The 22,947-nt window shown below is 37.3% G+C and carries 23 protein-coding genes; 10 read left to right on the top strand and 13 right to left on the bottom strand.

What is annotated here, in order from left to right; genetic code table 11:
* Positions 1–50 precede the first annotated feature (50 nt).
* From H3T55_RS11575 to rpsO, 6 genes are all read right to left on the bottom strand, one after another.
* Positions 51–1,349, bottom strand: a complete 1,299-nt coding sequence (locus tag H3T55_RS11575; RefSeq protein WP_225534585.1) for a coiled-coil domain-containing protein — start codon at positions 1,347–1,349, stop codon at positions 51–53.
* Positions 1,350–1,747: 398 nt separating this feature from the next.
* The gene (locus tag H3T55_RS11570) at positions 1,748–3,058 is read right to left on the bottom strand and encodes a coiled-coil domain-containing protein (protein ID WP_225534584.1); all 1,311 of its coding nucleotides are present in this window, start codon (positions 3,056–3,058) and stop codon (positions 1,748–1,750) included.
* Positions 3,059–3,236: 178 nt separating this feature from the next.
* Complete coding sequence (gene mreD / locus H3T55_RS11565) at positions 3,237–3,746, bottom strand: rod shape-determining protein MreD (RefSeq protein WP_088271702.1); 510 nt, start codon at positions 3,744–3,746, stop codon at positions 3,237–3,239.
* Between the two features lie 7 nt (positions 3,747–3,753).
* Positions 3,754–4,614 (bottom strand): rod shape-determining protein MreC, encoded by an 861-nt coding sequence (gene mreC / locus H3T55_RS11560; protein WP_225534583.1) that lies wholly within the window; start codon positions 4,612–4,614, stop codon positions 3,754–3,756.
* A gap of 182 nt (positions 4,615–4,796) precedes the next feature.
* The gene (gene pnp / locus H3T55_RS11555) at positions 4,797–6,911 is read right to left on the bottom strand and encodes a polyribonucleotide nucleotidyltransferase (protein ID WP_225534582.1); all 2,115 of its coding nucleotides are present in this window, start codon (positions 6,909–6,911) and stop codon (positions 4,797–4,799) included.
* Positions 6,912–7,207: 296 nt separating this feature from the next.
* Entirely contained in the window at positions 7,208–7,477 is a 270-nt protein-coding gene (rpsO, locus tag H3T55_RS11550; protein ID WP_069663025.1) for a 30S ribosomal protein S15, read from the bottom strand.
* 296 nt (positions 7,478–7,773) lie between these two features.
* Between rpsO and def the strand changes: the two genes are divergently transcribed.
* Positions 7,774–8,337, top strand: coding sequence for a peptide deformylase (gene def / locus H3T55_RS11545; RefSeq protein ID WP_087641889.1), 564 nt, complete (start codon positions 7,774–7,776; stop codon positions 8,335–8,337).
* 887 nt (positions 8,338–9,224) lie between these two features.
* On the opposite strand, the gene H3T55_RS11540 is transcribed toward def, so the two are convergent.
* Positions 9,225–9,860 carry a hypothetical protein gene (locus tag H3T55_RS11540; protein ID WP_225534581.1) on the bottom strand — a complete coding sequence of 212 codons (636 nt, stop codon included), beginning with the start codon at positions 9,858–9,860 and terminating at the stop codon, positions 9,225–9,227.
* A gap of 194 nt (positions 9,861–10,054) precedes the next feature.
* On the opposite strand from H3T55_RS11540, the gene H3T55_RS11535 reads away from it, so the two are divergent.
* A complete protein-coding gene (locus tag H3T55_RS11535; protein ID WP_225534580.1) occupies positions 10,055–10,582 on the top strand; it encodes a helix-turn-helix domain-containing protein in 528 nt (175 codons plus the stop codon).
* Here H3T55_RS11535 and H3T55_RS11530 read toward each other — a convergent pair.
* The 4 genes from H3T55_RS11530 to H3T55_RS11515 form a co-directional block, all read right to left on the bottom strand.
* A complete protein-coding gene (locus tag H3T55_RS11530; protein ID WP_225534579.1) occupies positions 10,579–11,046 on the bottom strand; it encodes a DUF5626 family protein in 468 nt (155 codons plus the stop codon). The genes H3T55_RS11535 and H3T55_RS11530 overlap by 4 nt on opposite strands.
* Positions 11,047–11,270: 224 nt before the next feature.
* Complete coding sequence (locus H3T55_RS11525; protein ID WP_225534578.1) at positions 11,271–12,047, bottom strand: Cof-type HAD-IIB family hydrolase; 777 nt, start codon at positions 12,045–12,047, stop codon at positions 11,271–11,273.
* Between the two features lie 23 nt (positions 12,048–12,070).
* Entirely contained in the window at positions 12,071–12,718 is a 648-nt protein-coding gene (locus H3T55_RS11520) for a DNA alkylation repair protein (protein WP_225534577.1), read from the bottom strand.
* Positions 12,719–12,807: 89 nt separating this feature from the next.
* Positions 12,808–13,605 carry a formate/nitrite transporter family protein gene (locus H3T55_RS11515; protein ID WP_087641882.1) on the bottom strand — a complete coding sequence of 266 codons (798 nt, stop codon included), beginning with the start codon at positions 13,603–13,605 and terminating at the stop codon, positions 12,808–12,810.
* Between the two features lie 364 nt (positions 13,606–13,969).
* Here H3T55_RS11515 and H3T55_RS11510 point away from each other — a divergent pair, with 364 nt between their 5' ends.
* The 8 genes from H3T55_RS11510 (at position 13,970) to H3T55_RS11475 (ending at position 20,755) form a co-directional block, all read left to right on the top strand.
* Entirely contained in the window at positions 13,970–15,295 is a 1,326-nt protein-coding gene (locus H3T55_RS11510) for a TPM domain-containing protein (protein WP_225534741.1), read from the top strand.
* Between the two features lie 274 nt (positions 15,296–15,569).
* A complete protein-coding gene (gene rpsD / locus H3T55_RS11505) occupies positions 15,570–16,181 on the top strand; it encodes a 30S ribosomal protein S4 (RefSeq protein ID WP_225534576.1) in 612 nt (203 codons plus the stop codon).
* Between the two features lie 771 nt (positions 16,182–16,952).
* Positions 16,953–17,225: a TIGR04197 family type VII secretion effector gene (locus H3T55_RS11500; RefSeq protein WP_225534575.1), complete on the top strand. Its 273-nt coding sequence runs from the start codon at positions 16,953–16,955 to the stop codon at positions 17,223–17,225.
* 15 nt (positions 17,226–17,240) lie between these two features.
* Complete coding sequence (locus H3T55_RS11495; protein WP_225534574.1) at positions 17,241–17,606, top strand: hypothetical protein; 366 nt, start codon at positions 17,241–17,243, stop codon at positions 17,604–17,606.
* Positions 17,584–19,032 carry a hypothetical protein gene (locus H3T55_RS11490; protein ID WP_225534573.1) on the top strand — a complete coding sequence of 483 codons (1,449 nt, stop codon included), beginning with the start codon at positions 17,584–17,586 and terminating at the stop codon, positions 19,030–19,032. Before H3T55_RS11495 ends, H3T55_RS11490 begins: the two co-directional genes overlap by 23 nt.
* A gap of 12 nt (positions 19,033–19,044) precedes the next feature.
* Positions 19,045–19,548, top strand: coding sequence for a hypothetical protein (locus H3T55_RS11485; protein WP_225534572.1), 504 nt, complete (start codon positions 19,045–19,047; stop codon positions 19,546–19,548).
* Between the two features lie 291 nt (positions 19,549–19,839).
* The gene (locus H3T55_RS11480) at positions 19,840–20,445 is read left to right on the top strand and encodes a DUF2247 family protein (protein ID WP_225550180.1); all 606 of its coding nucleotides are present in this window, start codon (positions 19,840–19,842) and stop codon (positions 20,443–20,445) included.
* Positions 20,446–20,533: 88 nt separating this feature from the next.
* Positions 20,534–20,755 carry a hypothetical protein gene (locus tag H3T55_RS11475; protein WP_225550178.1) on the top strand — a complete coding sequence of 74 codons (222 nt, stop codon included), beginning with the start codon at positions 20,534–20,536 and terminating at the stop codon, positions 20,753–20,755.
* A 374-nt stretch (positions 20,756–21,129) separates the two neighbouring features.
* On the opposite strand, the gene H3T55_RS11470 is transcribed toward H3T55_RS11475, so the two are convergent.
* Both H3T55_RS11470 and H3T55_RS11465 read right to left on the bottom strand, forming a co-directional pair.
* A complete protein-coding gene (locus H3T55_RS11470; protein ID WP_087641873.1) occupies positions 21,130–21,798 on the bottom strand; it encodes an ABC transporter ATP-binding protein in 669 nt (222 codons plus the stop codon).
* A gap of 26 nt (positions 21,799–21,824) precedes the next feature.
* Positions 21,825–22,910, bottom strand: a complete 1,086-nt coding sequence (locus H3T55_RS11465; protein ID WP_225534569.1) for an ABC transporter permease — start codon at positions 22,908–22,910, stop codon at positions 21,825–21,827.
* Positions 22,911–22,947: the final 37 nt, after the last annotated feature.

The raw sequence follows: 22,947 nt of genomic DNA, 5'->3' as shown, positions 1-22,947 counted from the left end.
AAAAAAGAATCAGACAGTTGTCTGATTCTTAAATAGTTAAGTTTATACGATTACATACGTACTGCAAAACTTGGTGTGAATGAACCAACGTTGCTGTATTCAACGCCTGTACTTTCGTTACCAGCATGGATATAACCGCCGCCACCTGTAGCGATCGCTACGTGGTAAGAAGCACCTGGGCTACCCCAGAAATATAAATCTCCTGCTTGAGCTTCACCTACAGAAATGCGTGTACCAGCACTTTCTTGTGCTACAGTATATCCACCGACATTACGGCCACTTGATTGCATAAATGCATAATAGACAAGTCCTGAACAGTCAAAGCTGTTTGGTCCTTTAGCACCCCATACATATGGTTTACCAACTTGTGCAGCTGCGATTGCAATTGCAGAACCACCAGTTGGTTCTGGTATTGGAGTATTGTCCTCTTCTTCTTTAGGAGGTGTAACTGGCTCTGGAGTTGGAGGTGTAACGTTATTTTCTCCATTATTAATGTTACCATTATCTGTACTTGGTGTTGTTTGATTTTCTGTTGAACCTGTTGTAGATTGTTCAGTTGATGATGCTGTTGTAGTGCTTGGCGCTGTTTCTTTTGCTGCAGCTGCTTCTTCAGCTGCTTTCTTCGCATTCGCTGCTACTACTTTTTCTTGTTCAGCAATACGTGCACGTTCTGCGATCGCATCTGCTTTTTCTTTTTCTAAGCCAGCTTTTTGGTCTTCAGCTGTTGCTCTTTCTGCGGCTAAAGTTGTTTGTAATACGTTCAACTCAGCTTCAGCTTTTACTAAATCACCTTTTTGAGCTTCAAGAGCTACTTGGTTATCTTGTAAATCTTGTAATTTTTGTTCATTTTCAGTTTTCTTTGTTTCAACGGCTTTTTTATCTTCTTGTTGTTGCTTCACTAAGTCGTTGTTTGCATTAACGATCGTAGACATCGCTGTTACACGAGTGATCGCATCTGAAACTGATTTTGCATTCAAGATTGCATCCATATAGCTTGTGCTGTTTCCGTTAACTTGTACGTCACGAGCTTGGTTTTGGATCGCTTTTTCACGTTTGTCGATACGTTTTGTCAATTGAGTGATTTCTTTTTCTAATTTTGTAGATGTACTTCTTAATTTACCTTGTTCAGCAATCAAAGTTTGTGCTTTTTCATTAATAGAAGCCACTTCGTTTTGTACAGATGCTAATTGATTTTGAGCATCAGCTTCTTGAGATTTTAATCCGCTAATTGTTTGGTCTTTTTGTTGAATCTTTGAATCCACTTCATCTGCATTAGAAATTGCTGGTAATGCTACAGCTGAAAGGGTTAATGAGCAAATCATTAGTAATGGTAATAAGCTTTTCTTCACTATTCATTCCTCCGAAATTTTACTTATAATATAATCTTCATCGTATGAGTATTTTACATTCTTTTATTAACAACGAAATCATTGTATCATAGTCACATGTCATACATATAATAATAATGTTACAGGAGTATTTCATTTTTGAAAGGCACGTATAACAAATGAAAACACATTGTTTTAGCTCCTGAAACGGCTGTAGAATAACATTTCTGGTCATTTCCTAATAATGTCTTTTTTATTTAGAGAATCCTTCAAAATATCAGCAATTATTTCAGGGGGCTCTATCAACAAAAAAGGATGATCATCAAGAATTAAAACCTATAGTTTCTACTCTATTATAATGTCCTTTCTTCAAAAAAAATCCCAGAGAAGGTTTTCTCTGGGATTCAGCATTTACTTATTTAGCCTGGAAAGCGCCATACGACAGCTCTAAAGTTTGCAGCGTACGGACTTGGTGTCCAGCCTGTCGTTGTTGAAACATATCCAGAACCTGCCGGATTGTTTGACTCAACGATTTGAACTTGGTCTCCTTTGACTCCTACTACTAGGACTGTATGAACACCATCTAGCCATGAATCAGGACTAAGCGCGTTTTCATATTGGACAACGTCACCTACCTGAACATCAGACCAAGAAACTTGAACCGCACCGGATTGTGTATATCCACTGTGAGGACCACCTGGTGTAAATCTGATTCCAGCAGCATTCAGCCAGTTTTGAACAGCAACGATACATTCACCGCTTTGTCCCCAACCAGTCGGATTTGTTTGACCCACTGAGCTCAAAGCAATTTGTGCTGCTTTTTTCTTCGCTTCTGATACTTTACCGCTACCGATACTATTTGTATTACCTGTTGGCGTTTCAGAAACTGGAGTGGATGGTGCAGTAGTTGTTCCATTGCTCTCTACAACATTGGTTTTAACAAGACCGGGGTTCGCTGCTTGTGCTTCCGCTAGCTTAACAGCTGCTTCTGCCTCTGCTTTTCTTTGTGCTTCTTGTTCTTTGGCTATTCTTGCTTGTTCTTGCTCTAATTTTTTCTGAGCGGCTGCTTTTTGTTCAACGTATTCTGATTTTTTATTTTCTTCTGTCGTACGTTGTGCTTCCAACTCATTTTTAGCGATTTCTTGTTCTAATTTTAGCGTATCTAAAGATGCCTGTTTTGCATTCAACTCTTTAGTCGATGTTTCTAAAACAGAAATTTGAGTTTCAACCTTTTTAGATTTTTTCTCAACATCTTCTTTATCATTTGTTTGTTGTTCTAATAAATCGTTATTTGCATTGACCAATGTCGTGATACCTTGAACACGGCTGATCGCATCTCCGATAGATTCTGAGTTTAGGATCACATCAAAATAACTAGTGCTAGATCCGCTGACCTGAACATCACGTGCTTGATTACGCATTTGAACTTCTCTTTTTTGGATACGAACATTCAAATCAGAGATTTCGTTATATAATTTTGTGATTTCGTTTTTAAGGGTCTTTTTCTTAGCTGTCAGTTCATCGATCTTTGTCGCCGTTTCTAACATATCTGACTCGATCTCTGCTAACTTAGCTGCGGCCTGTGATTCTTTTGTTTTTAGGTCATTGATGATGTTATCTTGTTGTTCGATCTTTGTATCATAATCGTCGGCAACTGCTGCAAGTGGTAAGGCAACTGTTGTAAGAGTGACTGAACAAACCATCAATGCTGATAATAGACTTTTTTTCACGTTTTAATTCCTCCGGTATGTGCTGGACTCGTTTATATAAATCAAAATTATTTTTATTTAGTCAATGGCATTATTGTATCATAGCTGTATGACATGCAGATAAAAGAGATATTACAAAATTGTTTCATGACCGTAAGACCATCTTGCTTTATTATCTAACAGTGCCAATAAAAAGCGACTATTCATTAGCAAATAGTCGTTTTAATGGATATGAAAGTAAAACAAATAGCAGCATGTTAAAAATCAATGTTGGCCCTAACACTTTTGTGACAAATAAAATTGGTGCTACTTTTGATATTGAAAAAATAACCTGCAGACCAACTGCTATTAATTCATACGCTGTCACAAAAATGATCATCCCGAAAAATGCAGTCAATAAGTTTGTATGTACCACACGTTGAAAACGGAACATCATCATGACTGTTGCAGCTAAGGCCACTGTATAAATTCCGATGATACCCAAATAATAGCTATCACAAACTAAACCCAAAACCAACGAAGTGATCAATAAATAACGTTTAGATAAATTTGGTACGGCCATTAGAAAAGCCAACAATAAAATATGAGCACTAGGAAAATAAATGTTGTCCATCAAATTTTCAACGCCATGCGTCAACTGTCCATCGATCAGCATCAGTAAAAAGAAAACTACAGGCGCGTAGTATTTCACATTTTCTTTTTTGATCATCTGCATGTTACTCCCCCGCTCCTGCTAATCTCTTAATGATCGTAACCACAGGCATATTATACATTTCAGCATAAGGTTTTACATATACTTCCCGATCCAATCCATAGCTGTCCGGTTTCACTTTTTCAACTACACCGACTGGTAGATTAGCTGGAGAATTTTGACCTAAACCTGATGTTTGGACAACATCTCCTTCTTTAATATCCAAGTCTCCTACGATCTGGCTTACGATCAAGGTGTTTTCTTTATCATCGTACGTTTTCAAAAGACCATATGAGTCGCCGTTTGCTGAATTGATCTGAACAGGAAAGTGATTTGAATTTTGATTTTTTGAAGTCAATAATTCTACCTTCGAAGTAGCTGCACTAACTTCGATGACACGGCCGATCAATCCTTTTTGAGATAATACAGCCATATTAGGTTCGATTCCGTCTTTTGATCCCCGATCAACGATCAAAATATCCTGCCACATATCAGGTGTCCGTGTGACAACTGTAGCTGTTACTCTTTCATAGTTGCCTAACGTTTCATTTAGCCCTAGCTCTTTTTTCAGTGCTTCATTTTCTTTCTTCAAGTTATCATTTTGAATCGACAATTCACCGTAACTATCGATTCTTTCTTTCAAGCGTTCGTTCTCATCATACGTGTTGAAAAGAGTGCTGATTGATGAAATTCCGCCACCAATTGCTTTCGCGGGAAAAGAGATTACTTTATCAATAAATCCTACACTATCATTCACAGCAGATTGACCTAAATTTGTTTTCCCTTTATTTGCCCGGTTGGCAGCGGTCAAACTGATGATCGTTACTACGATGATCACAACAATCAACGTAATGATTATATTTTTATTTGGATTAAACTTTTTCACATCGACACCTCGAATAATCTTTAGACTGATAGCAATAATTTTACCACTAAATCCAGACAAACAAAAGAGCTGTGGTACGACTTTACACTTTTTTACTAAATATCTCTTGCTTTAGACAAAAAAACAGAGCAGGCATAAGCCTCACTCTGCTTTGATCATTGTTTTATTGTTTGTCGATTTGTTTATTTTTCTTTTTTCTCTTCGTTTAGTAATGCTTTACGTGACACGTTCACACGGCCTTGTTTGTCGATCTCAGTTACTTTAACAAGTACTTCATCACCAAGTTTAACAACATCTTCGACATTGTTTACACGTTCATTCGCTAATTGAGAAATATGGATCAAGCCATCTTTTCCTTTGATCAGGTTAACAAAAGCGCCGAATTTTTCAACACGAACTACTTTACCTAAGTAAACTTGTCCAACTTCAACTTCTTTCGTTAATTCTTCGATGATTTTGATCGCTTTTTTGATCATGTCTGCATCAGCAGAAGCAATGCTTACATTACCTTCTTGATCGATATCGATTTTGACTCCTGTTTCGTCGATGATGCCATTGATCGTTTCTCCACCTTTACCGATCACATCCTTGATTTTAGCAGGAGCGATTTGGATCATTTCGATCTTAGGCGCATATTGGCTTAATTCTGGACGTGGTGCAGCTAAAGTAGAAGTCAACTCTGCTAAGATTTCCATACGAGCTTTTTTCGCTTGCGTCAAAGCTTCTGTTAAGATTTGTTCAGTGATTCCTTGGATCTTGATGTCCATTTGTAGAGCTGTGATTCCTTTTTCGGTACCGGCTACTTTAAAGTCCATATCACCAAGGTGATCTTCTAATCCTTGAATATCGGTTAAAATCGTATAGTTCTCGCCATCGCTGACAAGTCCCATCGCAATACCGGCAACAGGCGCTTTGATCGGCACACCTGCATCCATCAATGCTAAGATTCCTGCACAGATACTTGCTTGAGAAGAGGAACCATTTGATTCTAATACTTCTGAAACGACACGGATCATATATGGGAAATCTACTTCATCAGGAATAACTTGCGCCATCGCACGTTCGCCTAAAGCTCCATGACCGATTTCACGACGACCAGGTGAACCTGCACGTCCTGTTGAACCAACAGAGAATTGCGGGAAGTTATAATGATGAATGAAACGTTTACTATCCTCTACACCTAATCCATCAATGATTTGGTGTTCACCAAGCGGCGCCAAGGTTACAACAGACAACGCTTGTGTTTGTCCACGAGTGAATAAACCTGAACCATGAACACGCGGTAAAATACCGACTTCTGAAGCCAGTGGACGAATTTCGTCTAATTTACGACCGTCAGGACGGATTTTATCGATCGTGATCAATTCACGTACAACATCTTTTTCAAGATCTTCTGCGATTTGCTTCACTTCTTTAGCGATTTGATCCTCATCGTCATGACCTGCAAATTTCTCTGCATACGCTTCTTTGACTTGATCTTTGATCGCATCGATATTGACTTCACGCGCTAATTTTTCTTCTGTCATTACGGCTTCTTTCATTGTACCGTAATACGCATCGAAGATTTCTTTTTTTAATTCTGGATTTACTTGTAATAGCTTGATTTCCATTTTTTCTTTGCCGACAGCAGCAACGATTTCTTCTTGGAAAGCCACTAATTCTTTGATTGCGTCAAAACCGAACAGCAAAGCTCCTAACATATCTTCTTCTGATACTTCTTTTGCGCCGCTTTCAACCATGTTGATTGCTTTTTTCGTACCGGCAACTGTTAATTCGATATCTGTTTTTTCCGCTTGTTCCACTGTTGGATTCAAGATATATTCGCCATCTACACGACCCACATCAACACCTGCGATTGGTCCGTCAAATGGAATATCCGAAATCGCTAAAGCAAGAGACGAACCAAACATTGCCGCCATTTCAGGGGTGCAATCTTGATCTACGCTCATTACTGTATTCGTGATTTGTACTTCATTACGGAATCCTTCTGCAAACATTGGACGAATTGGACGGTCGATCAAACGAGCAGTTAACGTTGCACGTTCACTTGGACGTCCTTCACGTTTGATAAAGCCGCCAGGGATTTTACCTACGGCATACATTTTCTCTTCATAGTTGACTGTTAATGGGAAAAAATCAAAGTCTCTTGCGTCTTTCGAAGCAACTGCTGCAGTTAAGACAACAGTGTCGCCATAACGAACTAAAACAGCACCATTCGCTTGTTTAGCTAATTGACCGATCTCGACTTGTAGCGGTCGTCCGCCCCATGTTGTTTTGAATACTTGTTTTTCTGACATGTATCGATTCTCCTTTATTCTTTGGAAAAGTCAGACAGCTACTAAACAAATGAAAAGATTCAAAAATTTGAGTCCTTTTATTTGGTTAGTAGATTTATGTAACCTTTCCAAAGATCCGATTATTTTAGTATTTTCAAGGATACTGAACCTTTTTAAATAGACTAAAAAGCCAAAAATGGCGAGTCAGAAGCAACTCTTTTGAAAATAAAATGAACTACACAAGAATTTGTAAAAATTTTCGTGAATTCCTTCCTAATTTCTCAGAGTTAGACGCTTCTGGCTCAGCCTCTCAATGATTAACGACGTAATCCTAAGCGTTGGATCAATTCGCGGTAACGTTGGATGTCAGTTTTACGTAAGTAAGCTAACAAGTTACGACGGTGTCCAATTTTTTTCATTAGTCCACGGTAAGAATGATGATCTTTTTTGTGAACACGTGCATGTTCGTTAAGGTGGTTGATGTCAGCAGTCAATACAGCGATTTGTACTTCTGGTGAACCAGTATCTCCTTCATGACGAGCATACTCTTTAATGATTTCGTTTTTCTTTTCTTTAGACATTGCCATGTTTTTCACCTCTTCTTTAAGTAGTCATCTCACTACTGAGTAATGCGTTGGTGATTCGCACAACCAAGTAAAAGACGGTATGTTTCCATACAGTGATACTTTACAGGATATAAGGTCAAAATGCAAGACTAAGCTGATGTCCACTAGTGTTTTTTCAGCAATTTATCCCATTTATCAGCATTTTGTGATAAACTAGATAAGCAAATAAATAGATGAAGCTAATCAAACAGCAGGATAAACCAAATAGGTCTGTCTTTGCTTTTAGACTTTTAAATAATCGAAGGAGGAATTATCCCATGATCACCATGGAGGATATTATCCGTGAAGGAAACCCCACACTTAGAGAAGTGGCAAAAGAAGTGTCTGTGCCGCTAACTGACGAGGATATCAAACTCGGCGAAGATATGATGGAATTTTTAAAAAACAGCCAAGATCCTGTGAAAGCAGAAGAACTGGCTTTACGCGGCGGCGTAGGTCTTGCTGCACCTCAATTAGATATTTCAAAACGAATCATCGCAGTCCATGTACCAAGCAATGATCTAGAAAATCCTGAACCAACCTTGAGTGCTGTAATGTACAACCCTAAAATTTTGAGCCATTCTGTTCAGGATGCTTGCTTAGGTGAAGGTGAAGGCTGTTTATCTGTAGATCGTGAAGTCCCAGGTTATGTAGTACGTCATAACAAAATCACGCTTTCATATACAGACATCACAGGAGAAAAACAAAAAATACGTTTAAAGAATTATGAAGCGATCGTCGTTCAACACGAGATCGATCATTTAAACGGTGTGATGTTTTATGATCATATCAACCAACAAAACCCATTTGCTTTGAAAGATGGCGTGTTGGTGATTGAGTAAGAGCTTGACAAATATACAACTTTAGAGAACAATTCCTTAACGAAAAAACCAACGATCAGTCAAATTGATTGATCGTTGGTTTTTTTATATAAAATCTTTTCTATTTTATCCATCTTACTAAATTATCTTATAAGACTTTTAGTTATTTATCTTTCTTTAATACTATTATAGTAAAGTATACCCAATTATAAATCCTATTACACCAGATAGTTCATAGTTTAGAAAATAAGATAATGAAAGGTTGTTATCTCTTATTAAAACAATTAGCCTAACCAAAACGTAGACTGTTATAACAACCAAATAGTTTTTTCTATCTTGTTTATGCATTTAAATGATTCCCCACTAGAAAAAAGTTATTTTTTATGAATTTATGAGCTGAATCATAGTTGCCGACTTGCTTAGTTCGTTTAGAATCAGAATACGTTTTTGCATGTTCTTCTACGCAAAATTAATGCGAAAACTAAAAGCTTATAGTCCCATGATTAATAGAGCAATAGAGATCAGAAAATAACCTAAACAAATACCTTTTCATCATTATAAAAACAGAAAGCATACTAACATAAATGTGTCTGTTTTTTCTTATTTTGATAGATCACATTTATCTTCAGCAAAGAAGCTATTTATTGACTCTTCCATGAATAACCATAAGCATTGATATAAATTATCTTTTTAATATATCTCTAATACCATATATAAAATATGATATCAGAAGGATTGGAATTATTAAGAGAGGTGTCTTCAACAATAGGTATTTATCTTTAATTCCATTAATTGTACCTTGGGTTACCATGAGCCAATTGATATAACTTAATAGCTGTAATTGAAATAATAAAAATGCTCCTAAAAAAAGACTATATAAATATTTTTTATCTATAGTAATTCACTCCTTAAATTGATTTAAAAGAATACTCCCAATGACTAAATGATTTAACTGTAGCGGTTTTAACAGTATTAGTTTTTGCACCAGCGACATATTGTCTCTGTTTTACCTTAGTCATTTTATAGACTGGTCTGAAAATGATTTGTTCTTTTTTCCCTGCCGGTATCACTCTAGAGTATGATACACCATATGTTTTAGATTCACCAATAGTTACTCCCACTGATGAACCTATTTTTCCTTTTCCAATAGGATAATCTCCAGAAATGCTTGCAGATACAGATCTATTACTAGTATTTGAATTAGTAGCTGATAAGGTCGCTTTTCCTTTCCCCGAAGGACCATTTCTCCAAGGACCATAAGTATTCCCAGCTGAAGTTTTAGACTCAATACTCCACCATTTTGCAACTATAAGACGCGTGTTTGTTGTTGGCTGTTCTACCAGAGATTCATCTAGATTAATCTCTGGAATATCAAGATAGCTGGCTCCTTCATCAGATGTAATTGGAGCATCTGGATCAGGTAGAATTTTCTCCGTAACTGCTGAATCGATATCAGAGACTATTTCTTCCGCATTTGCTGAAACTGCTCCCAAAGATAGTAAAAAAATACCTGAGATAAGACTAGTTAAAAATACTTTTTTCATAAATAAAACCTTCTCTCTTTTTGATATGCCATTATCATTGCATGAGAAAGCTATTTTTAGTAAGCACCTATTAGTTTACAGCATGACAACGTTCAGTTGCTACCAATCGTTGTCATAATATAAACCAACAACTGGTAGTTTTTTCATTCAAAATGTCGTATGATTAAGTATGGAAATTTAAAGGGGGAAGTCTATTGGTTTTAGCTGATCGATTACGTGCACATAGAGAAAATAAAGGTCTTTCACAAGCGGCTGTGGCAACTAAATTGAATATTTCTCGTCAATCAGTTTCCAAATGGGAGACTGGAAAAGGTTATCCGGACATTGATAATCTAGTGTTACTTAGCAAAATTTATGAAGTTTCAATTGACGAACTCGTCCAAGAAAATAAAGTATTGAAGAAAAAAATTGAAGAGAATAACCAAACGATAGACGAGCATCGAAAAAAGTTAGACTGGATTCATCACCCAGGGCTTGACGAAAAAGATGAAGGGTTGCTACTACTGATTGCCGTCATTGGTTTGTCCATAGCTGCCCCATTAGGTTTATTTATTGCCCCAATAATTATAAAACGGAATAAAAAAAGCAACACATTTTACATGTTAATTAACATTGTAAGTGTGTGCTGCATTCTAATTAATTTGTATTTTATGTTCATTATGGTTGGCGACTATCTTTTATGGGATCAAAAAATTGAAGTAAACTATACACCTGATCCTTAAGTTAAAACTGAAATATTTAATCTAGAACCATTTATTTTTGCTCGAAGATTGATTGTTGCCGTAGAGGTACCCACTTTTCGCTTTAAATAGTACGTTGCTTGTTTTGTATTGTCGATTCGCAAGGATTTGCTAGTAAATGAACCGGATATAGCAACCGCTTTTGCGTTTTTTGCAGTAGTAATTGAATTGTTTTTTATAGTTAACTGATAACTAGCTCTCCAAGAACCTTTTCTTTCAGTAGAAACAGTATACGTACCGTTTCCTAATGCCCTAGAAATAGATGGTTCTTTTTCTATCGTGATAATTAATTCTTCTCCTTCTTCTGTAATAATACTCGAAATTTGTTTTTCTGTAGTACGTAATGGATAAGTAATGGATGCTGGCGTTTCTTCTGCGTAACCAACAGCTCCCTTACTAACAAGACTTAAAAATACTACTATACCTAAAATAAATACCTTTTTCATAATGATCACTCCTTTTTTGTAATTTAACCGTATAAAAAAGGAGATAGAAAAGGAAGCACCGTTCAGTTTACAGCGTGTCAACTTATAGTTGCACATCAATAATAACAAAGATATCAAGGCGTCCACTGCTTAATTTAGATTGGCACATACAAAAAACTGTAAATGATGTCCTTTTAAGAACATCATTTACAGTTTCAGCTATCCGCTATATAAATAACTTTACTCTAAATCGCCTTTAACTCTTTCAACGCTTTCCAAATCCCATCATTATCATTGGTATCTGTCACAAACTTCGCTTCTTTTTGGATATGCGGCAACGCATTTCCCATTGCTACTCCGATGCCTGCTTCTCTTAGCATTTCTCGGTCGTTTTCGCCATCACCAAACGTAATGATATTTTCCCGCTCGATACCTACACGATCAGCTAAATTCATTAATGTGGCAGACTTCGAGCCATTTTTTGGAACGATATCTACACTTTGAGGATGCCAGCGGACAAAGCGAAACTTAGAAAATTCATTGTCAAATACGCCTTCATACGATTCATCATAAAAAGCCAAGCCTTGGTATACATCGTTTTCCTTATGGAAATCTCCATCATATTCAGGAGCTGCAAAATCAATAGAGCCCATTGCTTCCGCCATTTGTAGCTGACGGTGATGATTATTTTTTTTCACATCGTCTAAGCCGACATACGCCAAACCGATCTCTCTTTTTTCCAATTCAGATGAAAAACGCTGCAACTCTTCTTCATCCAATAAATTTTGATAATACTGCTCATGATCTAAAAATGCAGCAGCACCATTACAAAGAACATAGTTTGAAAAACCTAAGTCTAAAATAATATCCTGCGCCATAAAACGACTGCGTCCTGTAGCAACAGTCACCAGATGACCTTGCTGTCTAAGTAGTGCTAATGCTTCTCTTGTACTTTCCAGTGGTTGTTTGTCGCTTCCCAGTAATGTTCCGTCGATATCAAATGCAAAAAGTTTTCTTTTCATGGCGTATTATTTCCGCTCGCTTTCTATGATTTTGGCAAATACTTGCTGCCTTCTCTAACTGCTAATGGACTTAGTTCCATCGTCGTGATCAGTTCTTGGACCCATTGAGGGTCTGTTTTACTATGCTGGCGTAATGACCAGCCGATCGCTTTTTGAATAAAGAACTCATCTGTAGTTTTATCATAAATAATCGCTTTTTTCAACAGCTCGGTGTCCGTTCTGTCTTTATACAATAACTGCAAATTGATTGCTATCCGTCGATGCCAGAAGTCTTTTTCTCCGAAAAAAGCGTCAAATAATCGAGGCATTTCTTCAAAATGATTCGCCCCCCATAAGGCAAAAAATTTACGCCAAGCATCCACGCTGTCCCACCAAGCTTTTTCAATGACTAGTGGTTTGAACTGTAATACTTCCTCAAGGCTCAAACGCTTCACATTTACCGTTGCTAGATCGATCGCAACATACTGATATTCCCGTTCAGGTTTCTCATAATAAACATTCACCAGCTCAAAAAGGTCTGCAAACGGCAGTTTTTTACTGGATTTTAAAAGCTCTTTTTCCATTGCCGCACGTGTTGGTGCAGGGACACCTGCAAAGGGGAATAAATTTTTCATGTAAGCAGCCATTTGTTGCGACTTCTCTTCATTTTTAGTAAAAATAATTTCGTCCACACGTTTACTCCTTTGTCTTTTCTTCCATCTTAAAACAATTTACGCCTAACAGCAAAAAAGAGTGGGGAAAAAATCCCGCACTCTACTTTTTAATCTACATATGTTGTGTCCGCATTGTTCAACCATGCATAGCCCAAGCCCATCACTAAGCCGCCGCCGATAAAGTTACCGATCAGAGCAAAGAATAGATTGTGCGCAACACTGCCAACAGTCATCGCGGCCATTGTTCCGTGTGAAGCAAAATAAGCTAAGCTAAACGCAGGGAAATTGGCGATAACGTGCTCATAGCCTAAGAAAGCGAAAATGAAGATGATGAAAATGATCGCAGCGACTTTACCCGCGTCGTCCTTCATACGCATACTTACTAAAACAGCTGTATTTACAACGATATTGGCAAAAATGGCTTCAACCAAAATCTGGACCGTCGTCTTGTTCAACTTACCAGCGATCGATGTAAAGAAGAAGCTATCTGGCGCTAGGTCTTGATAAGGTACCGTCAACGAAATCAAGTAACCGAATAATACCCCACCCACTAAATTAAAGAAAATACAGGTAAACAAAATTTTTGCAGCAAAGGAGAAATTGATTTTTTTACGATAAACGCCGACAGTCATATACAACATATTTGACGTACCTAACTCAGCATTCATATAAAGAATCATCACAAGTGACCAACTGAACATAAAGGCATACAACATTTTGCCAAGTCCATGTGCGATATCCTCACCTTTCATCGCAATAGCGAATGCCACAGCTGTTCCTAATGTCAAAAACATACAAGCAAGCATGGCACGAAAAGCATAGCGTAAGAAACTACTTTGGAATAAGTTCATTTTTTTATTGATTGATTTATCGATCTGCTCAAATAACGGCGATACAGGTTTCATCTTGTTTCTCCTTTTCATGTTGTTTTCATTTTATATTTTCAAAAACATCCTTTACTATTTTAAAGACCTCTACGCATTTTGTCTAGTGCTTTTTCATACAAAGTAACACTTTTTTCTATTATAAGCAAAACAAGTGATAAAGTACGTTGCTCCTCTACTCCTTTTCATTCTTTCTCGCTACCTTTCTTCCTTTTTATGAAAAAACAATGAGAAAATCCTTCCGAAGACCGATGAGAATTTGCATTTTACTGGTAAAATAGAACTAAGTTATCTATTGAACAAGAGACATTGGGTTGTATTATAAAACATAGATAAGCTTTGAAAAAAGATTTTGCCAAACTATGGGGAAAGTAAGGTGAACGCAATGACAAAACAAGGACAGAACACAAATGTGAAGAAATTAAATCAACGAATCGAAAACCAGTATAAATCCATGCGAGCAACAAACAACGTATTCTCAGTCATTCTCTTGGTTGTCTTAATGATTTTTGTAGGTCTTTTCAGTCTATTTTTCTCAGCGAGCGCTAGCTATAACGAAAAAATGACTGCTTTTGATCAAGAGCTCAATACTCTTCAAGAAGAAAAAGCTGCGATCGAATCTGGAAAAATCGTCACAGCTGAGAAATCCTTTGACACGATTTTACAAGAAAATTTGGCGAACTTAAAAGAGTACCCTCAATCAGAAAATAATTATACGATTTCTATCGAAGGAACAAATAGCCAAATCACACTCAACAAAAACAATATTTTTGTTTCAGATAATGCAAATATGCTAAATAAAGAAACGAAACAGAAAATTTATGAGCTAAACAAACAATTAGCTGCCAGTACTAACGGAGCACAATTAGAAGTCATCACTATCCCTGAATTACCACGCGGGGAAGATATCGAATCTTACGCCAATAAATTATTCAATCAACTGGGGATCGGCGATAAAAATGAAAATAACGGTATTTTATATCTGATTGCCTTGGATGACCGCGAATTTCGTTTAGAAGTTGGTTATGGATTAGAAGGATTGATCCCTGATGGAACCGCTGATTCGATCATCAATGATGACGATGTCGTTGATGCATTTAAAGATGAAAAATATGACCAAGCAGTCAACCAAGTGCTAGATCAAGTATTTCCTCTAATGAATACCAAAACCGCTTTAGTCGATTCTAAAATCAATCAAGTCGAGAGTCAAAAAAGTGCTGTTATATGGGGCCGTTGGGGATTAGGGTTCTTTCTATTTTTTGCTTTATTGACGAATTTGATCCTAGTGATCCGGAGTCTTTCTGCAGGAAAAGCTTTAAAACAAACTTACGGCGACTATCAAAACCGAATTTCAGGCTTCACAAATGAAGATGCAGCAACACAACTCGCTGAAATGAAACAAACAAACTTCTACCACCTGATGTTAAGCGGCAGTTCGTTGATCGCTTCAAAAAGAAAATTACGCCGTTCGATCGCTCAAGGTCGCTTATTGAAGCATCCTTCAGCACAAAGAAAAGCGTTTGGACGGGTCTTGATCGGCGATACCCTTTATTCAGGAGACGGGTATGTATTAACCACAACTTACCTTACTTCTAACTATAATTCTGCCAACTGGTCTGACAGCAGTAATGGGTCTGACGGCGGCGGTTCGTCTTGGGGCTCATTCGGTGGCGGTTCATCTGGTGGAGGCGGTGCCTCAGGCGGGTGGTAATTACTTGGACTTATGCAAGAAAAAGCTTGAGTTATCCACTATTCTGAGGTATACTAACCTTTGTGTAAAATAAGCAGCAGAAAAATAATAGACTCGTCAACAGTTCATTGCCTTATTGTTGAGCTTTCCAGACTAAAACGTCTGATCAGCTTTTCAGGTTCAACTGCGTAACCGCGGCTGCAAAGGTGAAGGTTGAAGAATGAACTGCACGATTATGAATTTTTCAGAAGATTATTTTACTCCAAAAAACTTATTTTTATTGGAGGAATTTTGAATGTCACGTTATACAGGACCATCATGGAAAATCTCTCGTCGTCTAGGTATCTCTCTATCAGGAACTGGTAAAGAACTAGCACGCCGCCCATACAAACCAGGACAACACGGACCAAACAGCCGTGGTAAAGTTTCTGAATACGGTATGCAATTAACTGAAAAACAAAAATTACGTCATATGTACGGCATGAACGAACGTCAATTCGTTAACTTGTTCGTTAAAGCAAGCAAAATCAAAGAAGGTAAACACGGGGTTAACTTCATGATCTTACTAGAACAACGTTTAGATAATGTTGTTTACCGTTTAGGTCTTGCAACTACTCGTCGTCAAGCACGTCAATTAGTAAACCACGGTCACATCACTGTAGATGGCAAACGTGTAGATATCCCTTCTTACCACGTTGAAGTTGGTCAAGTGATTTCTGTTCGTGAAAAATCTCAAAACGTTGTAACAATCAAAGACGCTGTTGAATCAACTGTTGGACGTCCAGCATTTGTAAGCTTTGACGCTGAAAAATTAGAAGGTAGCTTCACTCGTTTACCAGAACGTGATGAATTATACCTTGATATCGACGAAGCACTTGTCGTTGAATACTACAACCAAAAACTTTAAGATTCACTTCTTGGGAATCTTTGGACGCAAGTCAAAAAAACGACCGAAAATCTTTTACGATTTTCAGTCGTTTTTTCTTTGCATAATAAAAATATAAAACCTACTTTAAGTGATAATTATGTTTAAAAAGCATTGACTTTGGTTTGTCATTAAGGGTAGAATTGAGACAGATAGAACGAATGAAATCTAGCATTGCTAGACAAAATAAAAAGGCACTCTGCAGGAAGATTGGCGTCGACCTACAGAGCCTTATACAATCAGACGGACCTGATCGTACAAGTTGCCCTAGTCAATTTTCATTGACTGTATTTATTTTACTCAATTTTCGTGTAAATTACTAGTTTTTTTTACACTTGTCTTGAGTTTTTAAATAACAGATCGATGCTTCTTTATTGAACTTTTGCACGGTATCAGCAGGTAGCTGATACCGTGTTTTTTTCGTTCTATCGGTCAAGCAAGGAAACAGTCGCGCCGAAAGAGTGAACAGCAAATAGCTTTTTGGGTGGATTTATCAGCAGTGAAAGCTGCTCTGACAACGACAAGTTGCCCTAGTCGATGCGTACAAATAAAACAATTATTCATTACCCAATTTTTCCTAAATCGACTGTTTCCTTGCTTGATTTTCGATCAAATACAAGTTTAACATAAACTATTTTTAAACATATTTAAAGATTACTAATACTTGTTTTTATATAAAATAAATTAACATTCTGTAGATTTAATAATACGAAGTATGCTATTCTGAATTAAATAACGAAAAGAGGGATCAAAATGATCGAATTGAATGAAGCAGAAGCCCAGAAACAAGCTACTCAAATCGGGCTGGCGAATGATCGCTTGACGCTGTCAAAAACAGTGACCTTTTCTTCAGGAACGACGGTTCCTGGCAACGCGATGGCTGAAAGTACCTTTCAACAGCTGAAGAAAAACCCAGCAACGATCCAACAACTGCTCAATCGAGATGTAGCTTCCATCCAAACTGCCGTAGCCGCATTTAAACGAGCGGATCAACAGGCGAAGCAACTATTTACACGACGACCGTAACAAAGGAGAGAAGGAATGACCCAAAAGGAGTTACAAGAAAAACGCAGAGAAAATGAAGAAAGACAAGAGGAGAACCGTACGCTCAAAACGTTGTTGGAACGAAGTATGAGCGAGACAGAACACTTATTTGCCAGAGAACGTCACCATAATGACCAAGTTCTCACCTACTTTCATCGACAGGAAGAAGTCCACTTTTTTGAAGATATCACAGAAGAATCACGTTTAGCCGAACGCCGTTTCCTAGATGCGATGACAGACGGACAAGAAACATTACACAAAGAAAACCGTCGTCTGGAAGATGAAAGCGACCTTCTTTACGAAGCAGAGCTTCAGCAGCTGAGAAAGGAGGATGAGCGTGATGGTCAAAATGATCATTGGTGAAGTCCAAACCCAGACCGAAGAGATCAAAGCCTTCGGCCAATCCTACAGTCAAGCACTCGAGGCCGTTTCAACCGCTACGCAAGGAATACAATTAGCAGTCGGACTGAGTGGCGCTGGCATGGAGTCGATCAAAAGCTATCTCTCCACCGTTTATCCAGCACTTTGCAAAGCAGCGATCATGCACAGTGAGGCAGTTGTACAGGCAAATGAACGATATGTGCAAGGTTACCTCTCAACATGTGGCAGTGAAGATTTAGATTCCGAAGAATTACAAGCGCAAATCGATGAAGCCAATGCGCTAATTCAAGGATTCCAAAGCTCGAGAGAAAACTACGCCCAACAGAAAAGAAGCTTATCAGACGAAAAAGAGAAGCTGCTAGGTGCAGTCTTTCAAGCGGCAATCGCCAGTATGGATGCCGGTATCACACGAAACCAAGCGAAAAAAGCAAAGATACAAGAAAAATTAGATACCTTCCTTGATTTTTGCGGACAGTCCACTAGTTATTTTGCTAGTATAAATGATACCGGATCGTTGGTGGCTAAAGGCATGCAAGCACTGGGCGTTAGCGAGAAAGGACATGTGGGGCCTGGTGCTTGGAACGGAAAAGGCTTCTCCTTAGCCGATCGAACCTGGATCAATGATGTGAACAAAAATTGGACGGAGCGCGAAAAAGCGATCGAAGTCAAAGATAGAAAAATACTTGATGGCTGCACGATCATCCACATCATCGATGCCGATCGTGGTGTAGATATGTATATGTTTGAAAAAAACGGCCGACGATATCCAATAAGCGAGCAGGATTTGTCCGATAATTTAAGAAAGCTCATAAAAAAATACAACTTAGATGTGGTAGAATTAAGTCCGACAGAAATGGACCGCCGAGTGACCGAATTTCAAAAAAGCGGAAAAGATTATTTCAATGGCGCGACAGTGAATATGCCTGGTTTTGATGGCTTAAGCCATATACAAGGTGCTGTAAATGATCTGAAAGATTCCGGATTTTGGGATGCTGCGTGGGGTGTCGGGCTGACAGTGGCTGTGGTGAGGAATGCGCAGACAGCTGGTAAGAAAGCTGGTGAAAGTGCAGTTCCTAATGTTGAAATTAAAAATCCTTTAGGCAAAAATATTAAGAAGCACATTTCAAAACATAACTATGAATCATTTAGAAAACAAGCAGATTATCTAACTGATAGTCAATTAGCACAAAAATTAGAAAAAAATAGTTTTTTTAATTCTAAGTGGTCTACCAGTGATATGAACAAGTATGTTGAAATCGCATATAATGATTTATTAGCACAGGGCAAAACAGGGAAATATGTTTATGAGATTGCGGGAGAAAAAATTACGATTGTTATCAAAAATGATGGCGTTTTAGATACAGCATTTGGAAATCATAAATTAACAGTAAATGATTTTAGAAAGTAAAGGTGATATATATTGCTTGAGATTAAGTTTAAGATTTTTACTTCCTATATTGAGGAAGATGATAATTTAAAAGGTGAATATGGCTATTTTCAACTTTGTGCGGATGATAAAACATACGGAGAGTACAGAGAAGATATCGAATTAGATATACTATCAATGGATATTTATGATTGGTTTTGTAATTTTATTCAAGCATTAATATTGCTTAAAAATAACAATGTAGTTTACATCAGTGATGTAGAGACATCGGAAGTATGGATAAAGATAGCAAGTGATGAGAAGAACATTCAAATTAGTGAAATCTATGCTGATAAACCTGATGGAAGTCATTCAGTTGAAATAAATATAAATTTAGATGAAACAAATATAATATGGGCAAAAACTGTAAAATTTCAAGATTTTCAAAAAGAGTTAGTTCTGAAAGGGCAACAATATTTATCAGAATTGAAAAAATTAAACAGCGGAACTAATGAATACATTCAAAAACTAGAAATGCACTTAAAAGAAATTAAATAGAAAAGCACTAACCTCGTTTTAGAAGCTCCCAGATCTGGAAGCGGACTGAAAGTTGATGCTATTAAACCAGTTAAAGTGAACGGTTCTTCTTATGATGTTGACCCATTAACAGGAAAACCACCTACAAAACAAGCTCAAATTATTATAGATGAATTTCCTAATGTTCCAAAAGCACACGGGTTTCTCTGATATTATTGATAATTACGCTAGTGTAGCAGAAGTTATGGATTTAGTTAATGCTAAATTATATCAAATTCAAGGAAGCCAAAATGGTGTTATGAGACGTTTTGAGTGGATAATTCAAGACGGAAAAGTCACGCACAGAATATTTGTCAGAAATCCAGAAATGAATGGAGTGCCTATAAAATAATGAATTGTATAGATGAATTTAAAAATAGTAATATTCCTTTTTCTTGGAATGAGCTTAAAATAGGTAGATTTGGTTATTCAGAAAACGAATTTTATTTACAAGATATACTTGATGATGAATTTGTAATGAAATACACTTTAGATTATCTATCTAAAAATGATAATGAAGAAAATTCGCACGTGTGGGAGCTCGGAAGTCTATTTTCACCGTATGATGAGAAAGAAATATATAAACTTCTTGATTTAATTAAAGATTCTAATGAAAAAGATTTGATATCCTATTATAGATGGCGGTGGATTTTAGTTAACGACCTATTGAAGGAAATCACAGACAAAGACTATGTAAATACTTTATTAGAAATTAGCGAATTCTGGCTTGATTTGAAGTCTCCATTTGATATGCCTTATCAACATCAAGGTATGAAAAATGAATTAACGCCTCAAGAATTTTACACTGAGCAACACTTATCTAAAGTTATTTCTGACCATAAAAAATGGTTGGAAGATGAGAAAGAAAAATTAAATTAATAGTTATCAAAATAAAAAAGACACTCACTAATTAATTCACCAATCCCTTGAAAGGAGAAACAACATGTTTATTTTCCCAAAATTTCTAATGCAGCAAGCAGGAATAATCTTAGGATATATTTTTAATATAGGATTGTCACTAATTTTCTTTTCCGTGGCAATAACAACTATCTCTGTAGGAGACTATGAGACATTTTTTATTACGTTGATCATAGGTATACTTCTCTCTGCGTGGACAATTCATTTAATTCGATCAGGATATTTGGAATATAAAAAACAAAAAGAACAAGAAGAACAAAAAAAGAGCTAGTGCGAAAAAGTGAATCCACGTTCTGTCTGAAGCCAGACTAGCAATTCTCTACTCACTAACATAACTATTTTCTAAAAGGGACTGGGACATAACTCTATGAGTTGTTACGCCCCAGTCCTTTTTAAAACGAATAAACGGTGGAAGCAGAAGTAACTACTACGCTTTGCTTCGATCACATCAAATTCTAAGTGCTAAAGCACTAAGATTTGAAGGCTTCAGAAATAAGCTGAAATTACTGTAAAACACAACGAGGAACGAGTTGATGTCGCACAGTACCTACTTGGTCACAAAAATTTGAAGAACAATTTTCATGAATTCCCTCTTATTTCTTGGAGTTGAACACTTCTTTCCCATCCTCTTTTCTATCTATCCATCTATTGCTTCGTAAGCACGCCATCTTTCATCACGAAGACGTCGTCACAATACTCGATCAACCGCTGGTCATGAGTTACCATGATCGTGGCTTTGTTTTTTTCTTTGGTTTCTCTAGCCAAGATCTTGACTACTTCAAACGCCCGCTCGGAGTCTAAACTAGCTGTTGGCTCATCTGCTAAAATGATCGAAGGGTCATTGTACAGCGCTCTAGCAATTGCTACACGCTGACGTTCTCCTCCAGAAATTTCATCAGGATACTTGCGTTTTAATTTCTCTATCCCCAGCTGTGTTAATAACTCATTCACTTTAGCGGTATCTGTTTTTACCTTTTTTACTTTATCCACTAAACGAAGTTGCTTTTCCACAGTTAAAAACGGTACTAAATTTGATGCCTGTAGAATAAAACCGATTTCGTCAAAACGAATCTTGGCTCTCTTCTTTTCGTTTTCCTGACTGAAAGCGGCATTATTGATTTTAACTTCACCACTTGTTGGCGTTTGAAGCCCACCTGCAAGGGTCAAAAATGTACTTTTTCCGGAGCCACTCGGACCGATCACTGCTACAAATTTCCCTTTTTCCACAGAAAAGTTGGTTTCTTTTAATGCTTCGATCATTGTATCTCCATCAAGAAATTTTTTATCCACAGCTGAAAACTCAATTGCGTTCATCTTCGTCACCTACTTCTTTTTTATTATCAACCAATTGCTTTTAATGGATCGATCTTCACGATCGTCCGTACAGAAAATAATGCCCCTAAAACAGCAATCACCAGCATTGCGCCGCCGATCACTAAGAAAAACAGCCAATTACTTTGAAACGGTACTGCTGTCGGTAAAACAAACGAAGTTCCTACTGTTCCTAATAAGCCCAAACTTATTCCTAATACAGCTAATACAAAGGTTTGAACGATGACCGAAATTGAAATATATTTTCCAGAGATCCCTTGTGCTTTCATGATGCCGAAAATCGTTGCTTTTTGCATCGTCAGTACATAAATAAAGATTCCTATGACGATCGCCGCGATCACGATCAAAAAGCCGATCATAAATCCAAAAGTCAAAACCTGTGCATTATAACCTGGAAGCTTATTGATAAATGTTTGAATACCATAGCTTTTCAAATCATTACCAGCTAAATCAACATTCTTCATCGCACCTTCTTTTGCACGAACGACGATTGCATTGATTCGAGCATTCTCTGTCGTATCAACTTTCTCAAAACGGATTTCTTGAAACGTATTGATCGAAACGTACAAAACTGGTGCCACATTGAATTTTGCATTCTCTGTAAACCCGACAATTTTAAGCTTCTTCTCATTACCGGCAAGTTTGATCGTATCTCCCAGTTTGAATCCATTCTCTTCCTTCAGGCTATTATTTACGACAGTTTCATCATCAGTATCGAAGGCTCTTCCTTCGACAATATCAGGCATCAGAAATTCATCTTTATTGATGCCAAAGAAACTAGCATTGACTTTTTCAGCTCCTTTTTTATCCAGCTGGATGACTGCCGCTGTTTGCCCCAATGCTGCCTTTTCTTTGGCAGTCACATCATCCAATGACTTCAATGGAATCATCGACATATTGATATTTGTATTGGATTCATCAGACAAAACGATCCCATCTGCCTGCCATTTATCCACGGCAGTACGATTGTCTTGTGCCAAACCATAGGCAAGCCCTGTTAAGAAAAAAACTAAATAAGAAATTAAAAACATAACGCTGATGATCAAGGCATACCGTAATTTTGATCGTGTAATTTCATTCCATGCTAAAAACATTTTATCCTCCTCCTTATCGATCGATAAGTTTTGTAAA

This window comes from Enterococcus sp. S22(2020) (assembly GCF_020295385.1).
Classification (GTDB): Bacteria; Bacillota; Bacilli; order Lactobacillales; family Enterococcaceae; genus Enterococcus_L; species Enterococcus_L dunnyi.
Note: the sequence above shows the minus strand (reverse complement) of the source record. Positions and strands in the feature narration are given on the sequence as shown.

Bases quoted from the DNA above. Each gene is read 5' to 3' on its own strand.
- H3T55_RS11490 (WP_225534573.1), top strand. From the start codon at position 17,584: ATGGTCAAAATGATCATTGGTGAAGTCCAAACCCAGACCGAAGAGATC.
- H3T55_RS11540 (WP_225534581.1), bottom strand. From the start codon at position 9,860: ATGAAAAAAGTATTTTTAACTAGTCTTATCTCAGGTATTTTTTTACTA.
- H3T55_RS11530 (WP_225534579.1), bottom strand. From the start codon at position 11,046: ATGAAAAAGGTATTTATTTTAGGTATAGTAGTATTTTTAAGTCTTGTT.
- def (WP_087641889.1), top strand. From the start codon at position 7,774: ATGATCACCATGGAGGATATTATCCGTGAAGGAAACCCCACACTTAGA.
- H3T55_RS11470 (WP_087641873.1), bottom strand. From the start codon at position 21,798: ATGAACGCAATTGAGTTTTCAGCTGTGGATAAAAAATTTCTTGATGGA.
- H3T55_RS11525 (WP_225534578.1), bottom strand. From the start codon at position 12,047: ATGAAAAGAAAACTTTTTGCATTTGATATCGACGGAACATTACTGGGA.
- pnp (WP_225534582.1), bottom strand. From the start codon at position 6,911: ATGTCAGAAAAACAAGTATTCAAAACAACATGGGGCGGACGACCGCTA.
- rpsO (WP_069663025.1), bottom strand. From the start codon at position 7,477: ATGGCAATGTCTAAAGAAAAGAAAAACGAAATCATTAAAGAGTATGCT.
- rpsD (WP_225534576.1), top strand. From the start codon at position 15,570: ATGTCACGTTATACAGGACCATCATGGAAAATCTCTCGTCGTCTAGGT.
- mreD (WP_088271702.1), bottom strand. From the start codon at position 3,746: ATGATCAAAAAAGAAAATGTGAAATACTACGCGCCTGTAGTTTTCTTT.
- H3T55_RS11475 (WP_225550178.1), top strand. From the start codon at position 20,534: ATGCAGCAAGCAGGAATAATCTTAGGATATATTTTTAATATAGGATTG.
- H3T55_RS11515 (WP_087641882.1), bottom strand. From the start codon at position 13,605: ATGAAACCTGTATCGCCGTTATTTGAGCAGATCGATAAATCAATCAAT.
- H3T55_RS11495 (WP_225534574.1), top strand. From the start codon at position 17,241: ATGACCCAAAAGGAGTTACAAGAAAAACGCAGAGAAAATGAAGAAAGA.
- H3T55_RS11500 (WP_225534575.1), top strand. From the start codon at position 16,953: ATGATCGAATTGAATGAAGCAGAAGCCCAGAAACAAGCTACTCAAATC.
- H3T55_RS11510 (WP_225534741.1), top strand. From the start codon at position 13,970: ATGACAAAACAAGGACAGAACACAAATGTGAAGAAATTAAATCAACGA.
- H3T55_RS11465 (WP_225534569.1), bottom strand. From the start codon at position 22,910: ATGTTTTTAGCATGGAATGAAATTACACGATCAAAATTACGGTATGCC.